Origin of the sequence: Bacillus sp. 22446 (assembly GCF_052044955.1) — a bacterium.
In the GTDB taxonomy this organism is placed as follows: Bacteria; Bacillota; Bacilli; order Bacillales; family Bacillaceae; genus Bacillus; species Bacillus altitudinis.
In genome coordinates this window covers 17,908-36,159 of record NZ_JBQEOD010000014.1, presented here as the reverse complement: position 1 = coordinate 36,159, position 18,252 = coordinate 17,908, and the positions used below count along the sequence as shown (strand labels likewise).

General features: G+C 42.1%; 16 protein-coding genes and 1 other annotated feature. All 16 genes read right to left on the bottom strand.

The features are described from left to right. Nucleotides 1-20: 20 nt before the first annotated feature. The gene (rplW, locus tag ACTJJD_RS18410; protein WP_003217016.1) at nucleotides 21-308 is read right to left on the bottom strand and encodes a 50S ribosomal protein L23; all 288 of its coding nucleotides are present in this window, start codon (nucleotides 306-308) and stop codon (nucleotides 21-23) included. Next, nucleotides 308-931: a 50S ribosomal protein L4 gene (gene rplD, locus ACTJJD_RS18405; RefSeq protein ID WP_007496312.1), complete on the bottom strand. Its 624-nt coding sequence runs from the start codon at nucleotides 929-931 to the stop codon at nucleotides 308-310. The genes rplW and rplD overlap by 1 nt, the downstream gene beginning before the upstream one ends. Before the next feature lie 27 nt (nucleotides 932-958). Continuing rightward, the gene (gene rplC, locus ACTJJD_RS18400) at nucleotides 959-1,588 is read right to left on the bottom strand and encodes a 50S ribosomal protein L3 (protein ID WP_007496311.1); all 630 of its coding nucleotides are present in this window, start codon (nucleotides 1,586-1,588) and stop codon (nucleotides 959-961) included. 37 nt (nucleotides 1,589-1,625) lie between these two features. Further along, nucleotides 1,626-1,934 (bottom strand): 30S ribosomal protein S10, encoded by a 309-nt coding sequence (gene rpsJ, locus ACTJJD_RS18395; protein WP_003156464.1) that lies wholly within the window; start codon nucleotides 1,932-1,934, stop codon nucleotides 1,626-1,628. 218 nt (nucleotides 1,935-2,152) lie between these two features. After that, nucleotides 2,153-3,112: an alpha/beta fold hydrolase gene (locus tag ACTJJD_RS18390; protein WP_440600482.1), complete on the bottom strand. Its 960-nt coding sequence runs from the start codon at nucleotides 3,110-3,112 to the stop codon at nucleotides 2,153-2,155. A gap of 109 nt (nucleotides 3,113-3,221) precedes the next feature. Beyond that, nucleotides 3,222-4,412, bottom strand: coding sequence for an elongation factor Tu (gene tuf / locus ACTJJD_RS18385; protein ID WP_007496302.1), 1,191 nt, complete (start codon nucleotides 4,410-4,412; stop codon nucleotides 3,222-3,224). Nucleotides 4,413-4,529: 117 nt separating this feature from the next. Next, nucleotides 4,530-6,608 carry an elongation factor G gene (fusA, locus tag ACTJJD_RS18380; RefSeq protein WP_007496301.1) on the bottom strand — a complete coding sequence of 693 codons (2,079 nt, stop codon included), beginning with the start codon at nucleotides 6,606-6,608 and terminating at the stop codon, nucleotides 4,530-4,532. Between the two features lie 54 nt (nucleotides 6,609-6,662). Continuing rightward, complete coding sequence (rpsG, locus tag ACTJJD_RS18375; protein WP_003216884.1) at nucleotides 6,663-7,133, bottom strand: 30S ribosomal protein S7; 471 nt, start codon at nucleotides 7,131-7,133, stop codon at nucleotides 6,663-6,665. Nucleotides 7,134-7,254: 121 nt separating this feature from the next. Beyond that, entirely contained in the window at nucleotides 7,255-7,674 is a 420-nt protein-coding gene (gene rpsL / locus ACTJJD_RS18370) for a 30S ribosomal protein S12 (RefSeq protein ID WP_003216962.1), read from the bottom strand. A gap of 113 nt (nucleotides 7,675-7,787) precedes the next feature. After that, nucleotides 7,788-8,036 carry a 50S ribosomal protein L7ae-like protein gene (locus ACTJJD_RS18365; RefSeq protein ID WP_008345416.1) on the bottom strand — a complete coding sequence of 83 codons (249 nt, stop codon included), beginning with the start codon at nucleotides 8,034-8,036 and terminating at the stop codon, nucleotides 7,788-7,790. A gap of 146 nt (nucleotides 8,037-8,182) precedes the next feature. Beyond that, entirely contained in the window at nucleotides 8,183-11,782 is a 3,600-nt protein-coding gene (rpoC, locus tag ACTJJD_RS18360) for a DNA-directed RNA polymerase subunit beta' (protein ID WP_017366455.1), read from the bottom strand. A gap of 61 nt (nucleotides 11,783-11,843) precedes the next feature. After that, nucleotides 11,844-15,425, bottom strand: a complete 3,582-nt coding sequence (gene rpoB / locus ACTJJD_RS18355) for a DNA-directed RNA polymerase subunit beta (protein WP_007496297.1) — start codon at nucleotides 15,423-15,425, stop codon at nucleotides 11,844-11,846. Nucleotides 15,426-15,680: 255 nt separating this feature from the next. Then, nucleotides 15,681-16,286, bottom strand: coding sequence for a class I SAM-dependent methyltransferase (locus ACTJJD_RS18350; RefSeq protein ID WP_007496296.1), 606 nt, complete (start codon nucleotides 16,284-16,286; stop codon nucleotides 15,681-15,683). Between the two features lie 96 nt (nucleotides 16,287-16,382). Next, nucleotides 16,383-16,748 (bottom strand): 50S ribosomal protein L7/L12, encoded by a 366-nt coding sequence (rplL, locus tag ACTJJD_RS18345; protein WP_008345418.1) that lies wholly within the window; start codon nucleotides 16,746-16,748, stop codon nucleotides 16,383-16,385. Nucleotides 16,749-16,790: 42 nt separating this feature from the next. Then, entirely contained in the window at nucleotides 16,791-17,291 is a 501-nt protein-coding gene (gene rplJ, locus ACTJJD_RS18340) for a 50S ribosomal protein L10 (protein ID WP_003217048.1), read from the bottom strand. Between the two features lie 69 nt (nucleotides 17,292-17,360). Beyond that, nucleotides 17,361-17,501: a sequence feature (ribosomal protein L10 leader region), on the bottom strand. Between the two features lie 46 nt (nucleotides 17,502-17,547). After that, nucleotides 17,548-18,246, bottom strand: a complete 699-nt coding sequence (rplA, locus tag ACTJJD_RS18335; protein WP_017359164.1) for a 50S ribosomal protein L1 — start codon at nucleotides 18,244-18,246, stop codon at nucleotides 17,548-17,550. Between the last annotated feature and the right edge of the window lie 6 nt (nucleotides 18,247-18,252).

The following is an 18,252-nucleotide window of genomic DNA, read 5'->3' as shown; positions in this document are numbered from 1 at the left end:
TCCCTCCTTCTTTTTAAGATTTACGCTTCAAAAATTTCGATTTCTTTGCTGTCAGCAGTTAATTTCACGATCGCTTTTCTGCGACGGCTAGTCATACCAGTGTAGCGTCCAACGCGTTTTGATTTACCTTTGTAGTTTTGAACGTTGACTTTCTCAACTTTCACTCCAAAGATCTCTTCAACAGCGTCTTTCACTTCTGTCTTGTTAGCTCTGACATCAACTTCGAACGTGTACTTCTTCTCTGTCATTAGATCAGCAGAACGTTCAGTAATGATAGGGCGCTTTAGAACATCACGAGGATCTTTCATTATGCAAGTCCCTCCTCTACTTTTTCAACCGCTGCTTTAGTGATCAGAAGTTTGTCGTGGTTGACAACGTCAAGAACGTTGATACCGTTAGCTTCAACAACTGTTACTCCAGGGATGTTACGAGCAGATAAAGCAACTGTTTCGTTTGCATCCGCAGTGACGATCAACGCTTTCTTCTCAACAGATAACCCTTTAAGGATGCCTGCGAATTCTTTCGTTTTCACTGCATCAAGAGTAAGATCTTCAAGAACGATGATGTTGTTGTCGATTACTTTAGAAGACAATACTGACTTGATAGCCAAGCGGCGAACTTTTTTAGGTAATTTATAAGAATAGCTGCGTGGTGTTGGACCGAATACGATACCGCCTCCGCGCCATTGTGGTGAACGGATAGAACCTTGACGAGCACGACCTGTACCCTTCTGTCTCCAAGGTTTACGACCTCCGCCACGTACTTCAGAACGAGTTTTTACTTTGTGAGTTCCTTGACGTAAGGAAGCTCTTTGCATAAGAATAGCATCGAATACTACGCTTTCGTTTGGCTCAATTCCAAACACAGAAGCGTTTAATTCGATTTCACCGTTAGTAGAACCGTTTTGGTTAAATAATGCTACTTTTGGCATGACTTGTTTCCTCCTTTCCTAAGAGAGTTATTTAGTTTTAACTGCACTCTTTACAGTTACTAGAGATTTTTTAGCTCCTGGTACGTTACCTTTGATCAAAAGAAGATTGCGTTCTGCATCAACTTTAACGATCTCAAGATTTTGGACAGTGATTTGCTCTCCGCCCATACGTCCTGGAAGAAGTTTACCTTTGAATACTCGGTTTGGATCAACAGGTCCCATTGAACCAGGACGACGGTGGTAACGTGAACCGTGAGTCATTGGTCCGCGTGATTGTCCGTGGCGTTTGATAGCCCCTTGGAATCCTTTACCTTTTGATGTTCCTGTTACATCTACGATATCTCCATTTGCGAAAATATCAACTTTGACTTCCTGACCAACTTCATACGCATCTAACTCCACACCGCGTAATTCTTTTACGAAGCGCTTAGGAGCAGTTTCCGCTTTAGCAACGTGGCCTTTCTCTGGTTTGTTAGAAAGCTTCTCACGTTTGTCGTCAAAACCGATTTGGATTGCTTCATAGCCATCCGTGTCAGTAGTCTTCTTCTGAAGAACAACGTTAGCAGCAGCCTCAACAACAGTTACAGGGATAAGATCACCGTTTTCTGCGAATACTTGCGTCATACCAATTTTTCTACCTAAGATTCCTTTGGTCATTCGTCACACCTCCTATAATATGTGTTTTCTATTTGAATTAAAGTTTGATTTCGATATCTACACCGGATGGTAAATCTAAACGCATAAGTGCATCAACTGTTTGCGGAGTTGGATTCACGATGTCGATTAGACGTTTGTGAGTACGCATCTCGAATTGCTCACGAGAATCTTTGTACTTATGCACCGCACGAAGGATTGTGTAAACTGATTTTTCAGTTGGAAGCGGAATTGGACCAGATACACTAGCACCAGAACGCTTAGCCGTTTCAACAATCTTCTCAGCAGATTGATCAAGAATTCTATGATCATATGCTTTTAAACGAATACGAATTTTTTGTTTTGCCATTATTTTCCCTCCTTTTCGCCTACTTACGTTAGACAGTTCTCCGTGAGAAAAACCTGATCACCTTGCCATGGCAAAGCGGCCGGGTGTGTCAGCAACCTCTCACTTCATCGCAGTCAAAGACCAACATGCACTATTGTACCAAATTGGCCTGAGTGTTGCAATAATAAATCGGATAAATTTATGATTTGCACACTTTTCATATTATACAGGGGTTCAGCCTATAAATCAAGCTTTCCCTGAAGATGATGTGTAGCTGTCTTCCTGACGATACGAATAAATTCTTCTGGCTCTTCAATATGCGGAGAATGCGCAGATTCTTTAAAAGTAAACCACTCTTTTATTGGTGCTGTAAGTTGATCAACATATGGTTTTGATACAGCAGCTGGTGTAATCATGTCATGTTCCCCGATGATAAAGTAGCAGGGTATTAATATAGAAGAAACTCGGTATTGAATGCTTTCGTTCATCAGCTCGTCCCACAGCAATTCCTGGCTATACTTCTGTCCCATAAGGAATTTCCACTTATCTTTTAGCTGATAATGCTTACTAACGAGAAATGCATACAGCATTTGAAAAATGGGTTTCCACCTATGCGTGAGCCCTACTTTTGCGAACTCTTTATATAGTGAGAATAAAGCATGAGCAGAGGTGCGTTTCCAAGGGGGTGGTGTCAGCAATCTTAGACATCTAGTGAAGAAGTGCTTGCCTTGATATTTTTTTAGAAGAAGTTCGTACGATACAATATCCTCTTTTAATACATCAACCACCTGACTAATTCCATAATAGGCATGATACAAATCTGGGCGTTTATGTACAGCTTGTATGGCGATTAATGATCCCCATGAATAACCTGCAATGTATATTTTCGCTTGATCAGTATAGGAAAGTAGTTTTTCTGTAAGCTCAATCGTATCCTCTACGAATTGCCCAATGGTCATAGAAGACTCAGGAATGTTTTTTTGATAAGACAGTCCTGCACCACGCTGGTCCCAATGGACAACAGTGAAGTCTTGATCAAGTTCCTTATGAAAGGAATCTATGTAACTCATTTGAGCTGAGCCTGGGCCACCGTGTAAAAATAATAAAACAGGTTTTGTTTTTTCCGCTTGATCTTCTTTTATCATAATCCATTGATCAAGCCCGCCAATCAGCCACTTTTTTAACATTGTCTTCGCCATTCCAGTGATCCTCTCGGTTTCCATTTAGATTCTATAGCTTATAGTAGCGGTTATGCACTGGAAAAGCAAAAAAAGAGACCCTTTTGCAAGGAGTCTCTTTTAACTGTTATTACTTAATGATAGTAGAAACGACACCAGAACCTACAGTACGTCCACCCTCACGGATAGAGAAACGAGTTCCTTCTTCGATAGCGATAGTAGAGATAAGTTCAACTTCCATCTCAGTGTTATCGCCAGGCATTACCATTTCAGTACCTTCTGGAAGATGTACGATACCAGTTACGTCAGTTGTACGGAAGTAGAACTGCGGACGGTAGTTAGTGAAGAATGGAGTATGACGTCCACCCTCTTCTTTAGAAAGTACATAAACTTCAGCTTTGAAACGGCTATGTGGAGTGATTGTACCTGGTTTAGCAAGTACTTGACCACGTTGGATATCTTCACGAGATACACCACGAAGTAGTGCACCGATGTTGTCACCAGCTTCAGCATAGTCAAGAAGTTTACGGAACATTTCAACACCTGTAACAGTTGTTTTACCGTTTTCTTCTTGAAGACCGATGATTTCAACTTCGTCACCGACTTTAACTTGTCCACGCTCAACACGACCAGTAGCAACTGTTCCACGACCAGTGATTGAGAATACGTCCTCAACTGGCATCATGAAAGGCTTCTCAGTGTCACGCTCTGGAGTTGGGATGTACTCATCAACCGCATCCATAAGTTCGAAGATTTTTGCTTCGTAATCAGCATCACCTTCAAGAGCTTTAAGAGCAGAACCTTTGATAACTGGTACATCGTCACCAGGGAAGTCATAGTCAGAAAGAAGGTCACGAACTTCCATTTCAACAAGTTCAAGTAACTCTTCATCGTCAACCATGTCACATTTGTTAAGGAATACTACGATGTAAGGAACACCTACGTTACGAGAAAGTAGGATGTGCTCACGTGTTTGTGGCATTGGACCATCAGCAGCAGATACTACTAAGATCGCGCCGTCCATTTGAGCAGCACCAGTGATCATGTTTTTAACATAGTCAGCGTGTCCTGGGCAGTCTACGTGTGCATAGTGACGAGTTTCAGTTTCATACTCAACGTGTGCAGTTGAGATTGTGATTCCACGCTCGCGCTCTTCTGGAGCACCATCGATTTGGTCATAAGCCATAGCTGTACCTTTACCAGATTTCTTATGAAGAACTGTTGAGATAGCAGCAGTTAGAGTTGTTTTACCATGGTCAACGTGTCCAATTGTACCAATGTTAGCATGCGATTTGGAACGGTCGAATTTTTCTTTAGCCATTCTAAAAATCCTCCTTAAAGGTTCATTGTATTTGGTATGAGTGATAGAAAGTGAAGAGTTACCTCTCACTTTCTGATCTTCAATAGTAGTTATACTTTAGTTTAAAGGCAAAATCAATTATTCACCTTTATTTTTTTTGATGATTTCTTCACTGATGCTCTTAGGCACTTCTTCGTAGTGATCCATGTGCATAGTGAAAGTACCGCGTCCTTGTGTGTTAGAACGGAGTGCAGTTGCATATCCGAACATTTCAGAAAGTGGAACCATAGCGCGAACAACTTGAGCGTTACCGCGAGCTTCCATACCTTCTACACGTCCACGACGAGATGTGATATCACCCATGATGTCTCCCATGTATTCTTCTGGGATAACGACTTCTACTTTCATCATTGGCTCAAGTAGAACTGGGTTACATTTGCTGACAGCATTTTTCAATGCCATAGATGCAGCAATTTTAAACGCCATTTCGTTAGAGTCAACATCGTGGTAAGATCCATCGAATAATTTTGCTTTGATGTCGATTAATGGGAATCCAGCTAATACACCATTTTCTAGTGAATCTTCAAGACCTGCTTGAATTGCTGGAATGTATTCACGTGGAACAACCCCACCGACGATTGCATTTGTGAATTCGAAGCCTGCGCCTTCTTCGTTTGGTTCGAATTCGATCCAAACGTGTCCGAACTGACCGCGTCCACCAGACTGACGTACGAATTTACCTTCAACTTTTGCACTAGAACGGAATGTTTCACGGTACGCAACTTGAGGAGCTCCTACGTTAGCTTCAACCTTGAACTCACGCTTCATACGGTCAACAATGATATCAAGGTGAAGCTCACCCATACCAGAGATGATCGTTTGACCAGTTTCAGTGTTTGTTTGTGTACGGAATGTTGGATCCTCTTCAGCTAGTTTAGCTAAAGCGATACCCATTTTATCTTGGTCAGCCTTAGATTTAGGCTCGATAGCTACATCGATAACTGGCTCTGGGAATTCCATAGACTCAAGGATAACAAGATTTTTCTCGTCACAAAGAGTATCACCAGTAGATGTATCTTTAAGACCAACAGCTGCTGCGATATCCCCTGCATATACAGTAGAGATTTCTTCACGGCTGTTTGCGTGCATTTGAAGGATACGTCCAACACGCTCACGCTTGTTCTTAGAAGAGTTCTTCACGTAAGAACCAGAATCAAGTGTTCCAGAGTATACGCGGAAGAAAGTTAGTTTCCCAACATAAGGGTCAGTCATAACTTTAAATGCAAGAGCTGCGAATGGTGCGTCATCAGTAGACTCACGTACAACCTCTTCATTTGTATCTGGCAATGTACCTTTAATTGCAGCAACATCAGTTGGTGCAGGAAGGTAGTCAAGCACAGCGTCAAGTACAAGCTGAACACCTTTGTTTTTGAAAGCAGATCCAACAAGAACTGGGTAGAATTCAACATTCAAAGTTCCTTTACGGATTGCAGCTTTCAATTCAGGAATTGTGATTTCTTCACCCTCAAGGTATTTTTCCATAAGCTCTTCATCAAGCTCAGCGACAGCTTCAATTAAGCTGCTGCGAAGCTCTTCAGCTTTATCTTTATACTCAGCAGGGATTTCTTGTGCATCAGAGCGAGTTCCAAGGTCATCTTCGTAGAAGTATGCTACGTTTTCTACAAGGTCGATGATTCCTTCGAATTGATCTTCAGCGCCGATCGGCAATTGAATTGCATGAGCGTTCGCTTGAAGACGATCTCTTAATGTGCTTACAGAGTAAAGGAAGTCCGCACCGGTTTTATCCATTTTGTTAACGAATACGATACGAGGTACTCCGTAAGTTGTTGCTTGGCGCCAAACTGTTTCAGTTTGAGGCTCTACACCTGATTGTGCATCAAGAACAGCAACCGCACCATCAAGTACACGCAAAGAACGTTCAACTTCAACAGTGAAGTCTACGTGTCCTGGTGTATCAATGATGTTTACACGGTAACCTTTCCATTGTGCTGTAGTAGCAGCAGAAGTGATTGTAATACCACGTTCTTGCTCCTGCTCCATCCAGTCCATTTGTGAAGCTCCTTCGTGAGTTTCACCAATTTTATGGATACGACCAGTGTAGTACAAGATACGCTCAGTCGTTGTCGTTTTACCGGCATCGATGTGAGCCATGATACCAATATTACGAGTTTTGTCTAAGGAGAACTCTCTTGCCATTGGGTAATTTCTCCTTCCTTATTAGGGAATAGTTTTTTTAGTTTGGTATAAATCCTACCAGCGGTAGTGAGCGAATGCTTTGTTCGCTTCTGCCATTTTGTGTGTATCTTCACGTTTCTTAACAGCAGCACCAGTGTTGTTAGCTGCGTCAAGGATTTCGTTAGCAAGACGCTCTTCCATCGTTTTTTCTCCACGAAGACGAGCGTAGTTTACTAACCAGCGAAGACCTAAAGTCGTACGACGATCTGGGCGAACTTCTACAGGAACTTGGTAGTTAGCTCCACCTACACGACGTGCTTTAACTTCAAGAACTGGCATGATGTTTTTCAAGGCTTGTTCGAAAACCTCCATCGCTTCATTACCAGTACGTTCTTTGATGATATCAAATGACTTGTAGAGAATAGTTTGTGACTTTCCTCTTTTACCGTCGATCATCATTTTGTTGATCAAACGAGATACAAGTTTAGAATTGTAAATTGGATCTGGCAAAACGTCTCTTTTTGCTACAGGACCTTTACGTGGCATCTGAATAGCCTCCCTTCTCTTTTAAAAGGATTTCTATCTGTCTTTCATCTCAATTTCATTGTCAGCTGCCTGACTCCACTGATCTGAACTCAACTTCTAAAAACCCTTATGTTTGTTTATATTATTTGCTTTGTTTAGGGCGTTTTGTTCCGTATTTAGAACGTCCTTGCATACGACCGTCAACTCCGGCAGTATCAAGCGCACCACGAACGATGTGGTAACGTACACCCGGTAAGTCTTTTACACGTCCGCCACGGATAAGTACTACACTGTGCTCTTGTAGGTTATGTCCGATACCAGGAATGTAAGCTGTTACCTCAATCAGGTTAGACAAACGTACACGAGCATATTTACGTAGTGCTGAGTTTGGTTTTTTCGGTGTCATTGTACCGACACGAGTACAAACCCCGCGCTTCTGTGGAGATGTTACGTTAGTGTGCTCTTTTTTGAAACTGTTGTATCCTTTGTTAAGTGCAGGAGACTTTGAGTTTTCAACTTTACTCACGCGTCCTTTGCGTATTAGCTGATTAATTGTAGGCATGTTGTTATTCCTCCCTTCATTACTTTTTTTATAACCCACATACCCAGGTGGTTCATCAAAAGGCAAAAAACAATGCTTTTGCATTTTAAGCATGCAAAAACAAAACAAGTACGCTATAACATAATGGCAACAGCTGCTGCCCCAACTTCAATTCCGCAGGCCTTGCCGAGCTTTTTCATGGAATCTACCACTAAAATGTCTACACCCTTCTCTTGCGCTAGTTTCATTACACTAGCGGTTAAAGCAGGATCAGCATCTTTCGCTACGACGATTTCCTTCACTGAATCTCGTTTCAGAGCTTTTACTGTTTGCTTCGTACCAATAATAATGGATTGAGCCTGTGATACTTTATCATAAGACATCGAATATCCTCCAAAGTAACAGGTTTTATTTTGAGCACCTTGGTTATATTATCATCATGGCAGAAGGATGTCAATATCGTTTGACAGATTATCTTGACATCCTTCACCATTTTTTGATGATTTTTATAGAAATCTTAAGAGAAAGATTACTCTACAGGAACCATATCGTCAGACGGCTGCACTTGTGAAACCGGCTTAACTTTACGGTAGTTTGGCATTCCAGTTCCAGCAGGAACAAGTTTACCGATGATGACATTCTCTTTCAAGCCAAGCAGTTCATCACGTTTTCCTTTGATCGCCGCATCTGTTAGGACACGAGTCGTTTCTTGGAAGGATGCTGCAGACAAGAATGAGTCTGTTTCAAGCGATGCTTTTGTAATACCAAGAAGAACTGGACGGCCTGTTGCAGGACGTTTGCCTTCGAATAGTACTTTTTTGTTCGCTTCTGTGAATTGGTGTACATCAAGAAGTGTGCCTGGTAATACATCTGTATCCCCCGCATCAGCGACACGCACTTTACGAAGCATTTGGCGAACCATTACTTCTACGTGCTTATCTCCGATTTCTACCCCTTGCATACGGTATACTTTTTGTACTTCATGAAGCAGATATTCTTGAACAGCTGTCATGTCAGTCACTTTAAGAAGTTCTTTCGGATCGATTGAACCTTCTGTCAGTACTTGACCACGAGTGACTTTGTCACCTTCAACAACTTTCAGACGTGCATTGTAAGGAGCTGTGTAAGAGCGAGTTTCAACTTCACCTTGAACCACAATTTCCTGTTGCTTGTCACGAACATCGTTAATTTCAGCAACGACACCATCAATTTCAGAAATGGTTGCCTGCCCTTTCGGATTACGCGCTTCAAATAACTCTTGGATACGAGGTAAACCTTGAGTGATATCGTCTCCTGCTACCCCACCGGTGTGGAACGTACGCATTGTAAGCTGTGTTCCTGGCTCACCGATCGATTGTGCAGCGATGATTCCAACTGCTTCACCGACTTCAACGTCAGTACCAGTTGCAAGGTTACGGCCGTAGCATCGTTTACATACACCATGAGGCGTGTTACATGTAAATGCAGAACGGATCCATACTTCCTCGATTCCTGCTTCAACCACTTCAAGTGCTTTATCTTCATCAATTAGTTCGTTTTCGCCAACAATGACTTCGCCCGTTTCAGGATGAATAATTGGTTTTCTTGCAAAACGTCCGATAAGACGTTCTTCAAGTTTCTCAATAATTTCATTTCCTTCTTTAATGGACTTCGCCAAGATTCCACGGTCTGTACCGCAATCTGTTTCACGGATGATAACATCCTGTGCAACGTCAACGAGACGACGCGTGAGGTAACCTGAGTCAGCTGTTTTAAGAGCTGTATCGGCAAGACCTTTACGCGCTCCGTGAGTGGAAATAAAGTATTCCAATACTGTTAAACCTTCACGGAAACTAGATTTAATCGGAAGTTCAATGATACGTCCAGCCGGGTTGGCCATCAGACCACGCATACCAGCCAGCTGAGTGAAGTTAGATGCGTTACCACGCGCTCCAGAGTCACTCATCATGTAGATTGGGTTGACTTCATCAAGGGACTTCATCAGTTTACCTTGGATGACATCTTTAGAAGAACTCCAGATTGAAATGACTCTCTCATAACGCTCTTCTTCTGTAATCAAACCACGTCTGAATTGCTTCATGACGTTATCTACTTTTGCTTGTGCTTCTTCAAGGATTTTTTGTTTATCGTCTAGTACCACGATATCAGATACACCAACCGTAATACCGGCTTTAGTAGAATATCTGAAACCAAGATTTTTCATGCGGTCAAGCATTTTAGATGTTTCAGTGATATGGAATCTCTTAAAGATTTCAGCAATGATTTTACCTAAAATACCTTTTTTGAACGGCGCATTGATTTCTTGTTTCTCGATCGCAGCTTTGACATCCTCACCTTTTTCAAGGAAGAAACGATCAGGCGTTTTTTCTTCAATATTGCTCTTAGTCGGTTCATTCATGTATGGGAATGATTCCGGTAAGATTTCGTTAAAGATCAATTTTCCAACTGTTGTAATCAACAATTTAGAACGCTGTTCATCAGTGAATGTAACGTTCTTCAACGAGCTAGCTGCAACAGCTACACGAGTATGAAGATGTACATACCCATTTTGATAAGCAAGAAGGGCTTCATCCGTATCTTTGAAGACCATACCTTCTCCGATAGCACCTTTACGCTCAAGTGTAAGGTAATAGTTACCAAGCACCATATCCTGAGATGGCGTAACAACAGGTTTTCCATCTTTCGGGTTCAAAATGTTTTGAGCAGCAAGCATTAAGATACGAGCTTCAGCTTGAGCTTCAGCAGATAATGGTACGTGAACCGCCATTTGGTCACCATCAAAGTCAGCGTTGTAGGCAGTACATACAAGTGGATGCAGACGAATTGCGCGTCCTTCCACAAGTGTAGGTTCAAACGCTTGAATACCAAGTCTGTGAAGAGTTGGTGCACGGTTTAGTAAAACTGGATGCTCACGAATTACTGATTCTAAAACATCCCAAACTTCCGGCTGCACACGCTCAATCTTACGTTTCGCGCTCTTAATGTTGTGAGCTAATCCTTTTTCAACAAGCTCCTTCATCACGAATGGTTTGAATAGTTCAAGAGCCATTTCTTTCGGAAGTCCACACTGATACATTTTCAAATGTGGTCCAACGACGATAACGGAACGTCCAGAATAGTCAACACGTTTACCAAGCAAGTTTTGACGGAAACGTCCTTGTTTCCCTTTCAGCATGTGAGAAAGAGATTTCAATGGTCTATTTCCTGGTCCTGTTACTGGTCGGCCTCTACGTCCATTATCAATCAAGGCATCGACAGCTTCTTGAAGCATACGCTTCTCGTTCTGTACGATGATGCTTGGCGCGCCAAGATCTAATAAACGTTTCAGACGATTGTTACGGTTGATGACACGACGATAAAGGTCGTTCAAGTCAGAAGTAGCAAAACGTCCGCCATCAAGCTGAACCATTGGACGTAATTCTGGTGGAATAACCGGAAGTACATCAAGGATCATCCAAGACGGTTTGTTTCCTGAGTTACGGAAAGCTTCCAACACTTCAAGACGTTTGATCGCACGTGTACGACGCTGTCCTTGAGCTGTTTTTAGCTCTTCTTTGAGTGTATCTACTTCTTTCACAAGATCGATATCTTGAAGAAGTTTGTTAATTGCTTCTGCACCCATAGCTGCTTGGAAGGTGTTACCGTATTTATCTAAATAAGCACGGAATTCTTTCTCAGAAAGAAGTTGTTTCTTCTCAAGCGGTGTGTTGCCCGGATCAGTCACGACGTAAGAAGCGAAGTAAATCACTTCTTCTAACGCACGTGGTGACATATCTAGAACAAGACCCATACGGCTTGGGATACCTTTGAAATACCAAATGTGGGAAACTGGGGCAGCCAGTTCGATATGCCCCATTCTCTCACGACGGACTTTTGCCCGTGTTACTTCTACACCACAACGGTCACATACAACACCCTTATAACGAACGCGTTTATACTTTCCACAATGACATTCCCAGTCTTTTTGCGGTCCGAAGATACGTTCACAAAAGAGACCATCTTTTTCCGGTTTCAGTGTACGATAGTTAATCGTTTCAGGCTTTTTCACTTCACCAAAAGACCAAGAACGGATTTTATCAGGTGATGCGAGACCGATGTTCATATACTCAAAATTGTTCACATCTAGCAAGGGGCCTACCTCCCTTTTAATCTTCGGGTTATACCCTAGTCACTTGCTCTAATCGTTTCTGCTATTCTTTTGTGACTGCGTCACGTTCAAGATCGACAGGTGCGAGGTCTGCAGCATCTTCGTCATTAGATAACGCTAATCCGTCTGCTTTCTTCGTTTCCTCATCGTCTTCTAAATCTCTCATTTCTATCTCTTCTTCATCGCCAGATAGAATTTTCACATCCATACCTAAACTTTGAAGTTCTTTAATTAATACTTTGAATGATTCAGGGACACCTGGTTCAGGTACGTTATCCCCTTTGACGATCGCTTCGTATGTTTTCACACGACCCACAACGTCATCCGATTTTACAGTTAAGATTTCTTGAAGTGTATATGCTGCACCGTAAGCTTCAAGTGCCCATACTTCCATCTCTCCGAAACGCTGTCCACCAAACTGTGCTTTACCGCCCAGTGGCTGCTGCGTAACAAGTGAGTATGGTCCAGTTGAACGTGCGTGAAGTTTATCGTCAACCATGTGAGCTAGTTTGATCATATACATGATTCCAACAGATACACGGTTGTCGAATGGTTCACCAGTTCGACCATCATAAAGGACTGTTTTCGCATCACGGGACATACCTGCTTCTTCAAGCGTTTCCCAAACATCTTCCTCACGAGCACCATCAAATACTGGTGACGCAATGTGGATGCCTAGGTAACGTGCAGCCATACCCATATGAAGCTCAAGTACCTGACCGATATTCATACGAGATGGTACCCCTAGAGGGTTTAACATGATATCAATCGGTGTTCCGTCTGGAAGATACGGCATATCTTCTTCTGGAAGGATTTTAGAGATAACCCCTTTGTTACCATGTCGTCCGGCCATTTTGTCACCTTCAGAAATTTTACGCTTCTGAACGATGTATACGCGGACTAACTGGTTAACACCTGGTGGTAATTCATCTCCATCTTCACGGTTAAAGACTTTGACATCGTGGATGATTCCGCCGCCGCCGTGTGGTACACGTAGAGACGTATCACGCACTTCACGAGCCTTTTCACCGAAGATTGCATGTAATAGACGTTCTTCAGCTGTTAGTTCTGTTACACCTTTAGGCGTTACTTTCCCGACAAGAAGGTCTCCGTCTTTTACTTCTGCACCAATACGGATGATTCCGCGCTCGTCAAGGTTGCGTAAAGCATCCTCTCCAACGTTTGGAATATCACGCGTAATTTCTTCTGGTCCAAGCTTTGTATCACGAGCTTCTGATTCATATTCTTCAATATGAATAGAAGTGTAGACGTCATCTTTTACAAGGCGCTCACTCATAATGATCGCATCCTCATAGTTGTAACCGTCCCAAGTCATGAAGCCGACCATGACGTTACGTCCTAGAGCCAATTCACCTTTTTCCATAGAAGGACCGTCTGCAAGGATTTCTCCTTTGACGACTTCATCTCCAACACTTACAATTGGGCGCTGGTTGTAGCAAGTCCCTTGGTTAGAGCGGACAAATTTCAGCAAGCTGTATTTGTCTAGGTTTCCTTTGACTTGTTGTCCGTCAACGTCTTCATAACGGCGAACCCAAATATTCTTCGCTTCAACACGTTCTACAACACCTGGGTAACGGCAGATCACAGCAGCACCAGAGTCTTTACCTGATACATACTCCATACCTGTACCAACAATCGGTGATTCCGGCTGCATCAAAGGCACAGCCTGACGTTGCATGTTCGCTCCCATTAGAGCACGGTTAGAGTCATCGTTTTCTAAGAATGGGATACATGCTGTCGCTGCAGAAACAACCTGCTTCGGCGAAACGTCCATGTAGTCAACGCGGTTTCGAGGAACAACGGTGTTTTCCCCTCTAAAACGAGCAATGATATTATCATCGATAAACGAACCATCTTCACCTAATATAGCGTTCGCTTGTGCTACAACGTAGTTATCCTCTTCATCAGCCGTTAAGTAATCGATTCTCGGTGTCACTTTACCTGTTTCAGGGTCAACCCGGCGGTAAGGTGTTTCAATAAAGCCGAAGCGATTCACTTTTGCAAATGAAGATAGAGAGTTAATCAAACCAATGTTTGGACCCTCTGGTGTTTCAATCGGACACATACGACCATAGTGAGAATAGTGAACGTCACGAACTTCCATTCCTGCACGCTCACGTGTCAAACCACCCGGTCCAAGCGCTGACAGACGACGTTTGTGCGTCAATTCAGCAAGCGGGTTTGTTTGATCCATGAACTGAGAAAGCTGAGAGCTACCAAAGAACTCTTTGATAGAAGCGATCACAGGACGGATGTTGATCAGCTGCTGAGGTGTGATCGTGTTCGTGTCTTGAATCGACATTCTTTCACGAACAACACGCTCCATTCTGCTTAAACCAATACGGAATTGGTTTTGCAGAAGTTCACCTACAGAACGCAGACGACGGTTACCAAGGTGATCGATATCATCTGTGTCACCTACTCCATGAAGCAGGTTAAAGAAGTAACTGATTGAAGCAATGATGTCAGAAGGCGTGATGTTCTTCACAGCTTCCTCTACATATGCATTACCAATCACGTTGATCACTTGCTCGCCTTCTTGATCAGTTGGTGCATAAATCTTGATAGATTGAAGTTCTACTTCATCCTCTACTACGCCACCGTTTGGATAAAGCTTTCTAAATCCGATGCCGTTTTCTAAGTATGGAAGAACTTTATCAAGCACTCTTCTATCTAAAATTTGACCTTTTTCTGCTAGGATTTCACCTGTTTCAGGATCAACTAGCGTTTCAGCCAATTTTTGATTGAATAGTCTATTTTTAATATGAAGCTTCTTATTAATCTTGTAGCGTCCAACATTTGCTAAGTCATATCTCTTCGGATCAAAGAAGCGAGAGTCTAGCAAGCTTTTCGCATTTTCAACAGTTGGTGGCTCTCCGGGACGAAGACGCTCGTAGATTTCGAGAAGTGCTTTATCGGCATTCTCTGTATTGTCTTTTTCCAACGTGTTGCGTAAGTATTCATTCTCGCCAATGAGGTCAAGAATCTCTTGATCAGAGCTGAAGCCGAGAGCACGCAAAAGAACCGTAACCGGCAACTTACGTGTGCGATCGATGCGTACATAGACTACATCCTTCGCATCAGTTTCGTATTCTAACCATGCGCCACGGTTTGGAATGACAGTCGCAGTAAAACCTTTTTTACCGTTTTTGTCTACTTTACCACTGAAATATACACTTGGAGAACGTACTAACTGAGAAACGATTACACGTTCCGCACCATTAATGATAAAAGTACCTGTGTCTGTCATGATTGGGAAATCACCCATAAACACATCTTGGTCTTTTACTTCTCCAGTTTCTTTGTTAATTAAACGAACTTTTACTCTTAGTGGAGCAGAGTAAGTTACATCACGTTCTTTTGATTCTGCTACAGGATACTTAGGATCCCCTAGGCTGTAATCAATGAATTCAAGAGAAAGGTTACCAGTAAAATCCTCAATTGGGGATATATCTTGAAACATCTCTCTAAGACCCTCATCAAGAAACCACTGATAAGAAGAGGTTTGAATTTCAATGAGATTTGGTAATTCTAACACTTCGCTTATGCGTGCGTAGCTTCTGCGCTGGCGGTGTCGTCCATACTGAACTAGTTGACCTGTCAACTGATTCACCCCTCAAATCATGCGTATTATATGTGTAAAAAGTATTTCTGTCTTTCAAATGTCAGTAAAGAAATACTTTTACAAGACAAAAGAAAAAAGGGTTTCTAAAATAAGAAAACCACATCCAAAAACAAATACCGATTTTATTAGTTTTCCCAAGTATGCATAATTTATACAAAATAGTTGTTTTTTAAGCCTATCAAGCAAAATATACACATTGGCATTTTATAATGTTAACACAGCTAGGAAACTGCGTCAAACTTTTTTAGCTTTGATAATATAGTAGCCCTTTTTTTTCATAACGACCGTCACTTCTCCAAAAAGCTGCTCTAATTTCTCAATCGCAGATGGTCCACCTTGTTTTTTCTGAATAACCACCCACAACTCACCTTCCGGCAATAAATGATCAGCACTTTTTTCAAAGATCGCATGTACTACTTTCTTCCCTGCCCGTATTGGGGGATTGGTCAGTATAGAGGCAAAAGCAGCTGATGAATGAACATTCGAGAACAAATCACTTTGATAGATGCGGACATTATCAATGCGATTATGCTTAGCGTTTTCCTTTGAAAGTTCGACTGCTCTTTCGTTCACATCAATCATATGAATGGTGCGGCCTGTCATTTCGTTTGCTAACGATAAGCCGATCGGTCCATAACCGCAACCGACATCTAAGACGTCGCCATCCAAGTCAGGTTCTTCAAAAGCTTCAATTAAAAGCCTCGAACCATAGTCGACTTCTTTCTTAGAAAACACTCCACTGTCACTTGTAAAAGTAAAGCTACGGTTTCTCAAGGTGAAGTCCCATGTCTGTTTATTGCTTTTCACTGATGGCTTTTCCGTATAATAGTGGTCACTCATGGTGAATGGACCTCCTCTGGATTCAATCGTTTCAGGAGATAAGAAAAGAAAAAGCCCGCCAGTAAAAGCGAGCTTTCCCAAAAGATTAGGCGAAGATTACTTAACTTCTACAGAAGCGCCAACTTCTTCAAGCTTAGCTTTAAGTTCTTCAGCTTCTTCTTTAGCAATACCTTCTTTAAGTGGTTTTGGAGTGTTGTCAACAAGTTCTTTAGCTTCTTTCAAGCCAAGACCAGTGATTTCACGAACCACTTTGATAACTTTGATTTTTTGGTCTCCAGCACCAGCAAGTACTAGATCAAAATCAGTTTTTTCTTCAGCAGCAGCACCGCCACCAGCAGCTACAGCTACAGGAGCAGCAGCAGTTACGCCAAATTCTTCTTCGATTGCTTTTACTAAGTCGTTTAACTCAAGTACAGTTGCTTCTTTAACTGAAGCAATGATTTCTTCGATATTTAAAGCCATTTGTAATTCCTCCATTTTAAGTTTTTTTACGTCAAGTACGCATTAAGCGCCTTGTTCTTCTTTTTGATCTGCAACTGCTTTAGTAGCAAGAGCAAGGTTACGAACTGGAGCTTGAAGAACGCTAAGCAACATAGAAAGTAAGCCTTCGCGAGACGGAAGTTCCGCAAGAGCCTTCACTTCTTCTACAGTCGCTACGTTTCCTTCGATAACACCAGCTTTGATTTCTAAAGCTTCGTGGCTTTTCGCAAATTCGTTGATGATTTTCGCAGGTGCGATAACATCTTCGTTACTGAATGCGATAGCGTTTGGACCTGTTAAGAAATCGTTTAAACCCGTTAGTTCAACTTGTTCAACTGCACGGCGAGTCAAAGTATTTTTGTAAACTTTGAATTCTACGCCAGCATCACGAAGCTGTTTACGAAGTTCAGTCACTTCAGAAACTGAAAGACCGCGGTAATCTACGATTACAGTAGACATACTGTCTTTAAACTTAGAAGTAATTTCATCAACGACAACTTTTTTAGTATCGATTGCATTGCTCATGGTTACACCTCCTGTACATTCTTTGTGTAACACTTATACCGATCAGGCCATCACGTTCCTAACGAACGGTTCTCCATATAAAAAGCCTCCATTAAGACATGGAGGCTGTATATACAAGCATACGTTTACGTAAGACTGTGACATATACACCTCGGCGGGTTAATTAAGCCATAAGGCCCCTGCTGTCTACGGTATAAATGATTATTCTATTTTACAACATTTTGATATTATCAAAACGATTGTGATAAGTCAAGAATTATTTTGCAGAGAAAGAAGATGGATCCACTTTCACGCCAGGGCCCATAGTAGATGTAACAGAAACGTTTTTCACGTATACACCTTTAGCCGCTGCAGGTTTTGCTTTAAGGATTGTGTCATAGATTGTTGCAAAGTTCTCAACAAGCTTTTCGTCCTCGAAAGAAACCTTTCCGATTGGCGCGTGGATGTTACCAGCTTTATCAACGCGGTATTCTACTTTACCAGCTTTGATTTCATTGATTGCTTTTTCTACTTCGAAAGTTACAGTTCCTGTTTTAGGGTTCGGCATAAGACCTTTTGGTCCAAGTACACGACCGATCTTACCAACTTCACCCATCATGTCAGGTGTCGCAACGATTACATCGAATTCGAACCAGCCTTGTTGGATTTTAGTGATGTAATCAGAATCTCCAACGTAGTCTGCTCCAGCAGCTTCTGCTTCTTTTGCTTTTTCGCCTTTAGCGAACACAAGAACGCGTTGAGTTTTACCAGTTCCGTTAGGAAGTACAACTGCACCGCGGATTTGTTGATCGTTTTTACGAGGGTCTACGCCCAAACGAAAAGCAACTTCTACAGTCGCATCAAATTTCGCTGTATTTGCTTTTTTTGTAAGAGAAACAGCTTCAGCTACATCATACGCTTTTGTACGATCGATCAGCTTAGCAGCTTCTACATACTTTTTACCTTTTTTAGCCATTATAAA

Coding starts and splice junctions, on each gene's coding strand:
- rplA (WP_017359164.1), bottom strand. CDS start 18,246: ATGGCTAAAAAAGGTAAAAAGTATGTAGAAGCTGCTAAGCTGATCGAT.
- rpsG (WP_003216884.1), bottom strand. CDS start 7,133: ATGCCACGTAAAGGTCCTGTAGCAAAAAGAGACGTTTTGCCAGATCCA.
- rplD (WP_007496312.1), bottom strand. CDS start 931: ATGCCAAAAGTAGCATTATTTAACCAAAACGGTTCTACTAACGGTGAA.
- fusA (WP_007496301.1), bottom strand. CDS start 6,608: ATGGCAAGAGAGTTCTCCTTAGACAAAACTCGTAATATTGGTATCATG.
- ACTJJD_RS18390 (WP_440600482.1), bottom strand. CDS start 3,112: ATGGCGAAGACAATGTTAAAAAAGTGGCTGATTGGCGGGCTTGATCAA.
- rplJ (WP_003217048.1), bottom strand. CDS start 17,291: ATGAGCAATGCAATCGATACTAAAAAAGTTGTCGTTGATGAAATTACT.
- rplC (WP_007496311.1), bottom strand. CDS start 1,588: ATGACCAAAGGAATCTTAGGTAGAAAAATTGGTATGACGCAAGTATTC.
- rpsJ (WP_003156464.1), bottom strand. CDS start 1,934: ATGGCAAAACAAAAAATTCGTATTCGTTTAAAAGCATATGATCATAGA.
- ACTJJD_RS18350 (WP_007496296.1), bottom strand. CDS start 16,286: ATGAGTGACCACTATTATACGGAAAAGCCATCAGTGAAAAGCAATAAA.
- ACTJJD_RS18365 (WP_008345416.1), bottom strand. CDS start 8,036: ATGTCTTATGATAAAGTATCACAGGCTCAATCCATTATTATTGGTACG.
- rplW (WP_003217016.1), bottom strand. CDS start 308: ATGAAAGATCCTCGTGATGTTCTAAAGCGCCCTATCATTACTGAACGT.
- rplL (WP_008345418.1), bottom strand. CDS start 16,748: ATGGCTTTAAATATCGAAGAAATCATTGCTTCAGTTAAAGAAGCAACT.
- rpsL (WP_003216962.1), bottom strand. CDS start 7,674: ATGCCTACAATTAATCAGCTAATACGCAAAGGACGCGTGAGTAAAGTT.
- tuf (WP_007496302.1), bottom strand. CDS start 4,412: ATGGCTAAAGAAAAATTCGACCGTTCCAAATCGCATGCTAACATTGGT.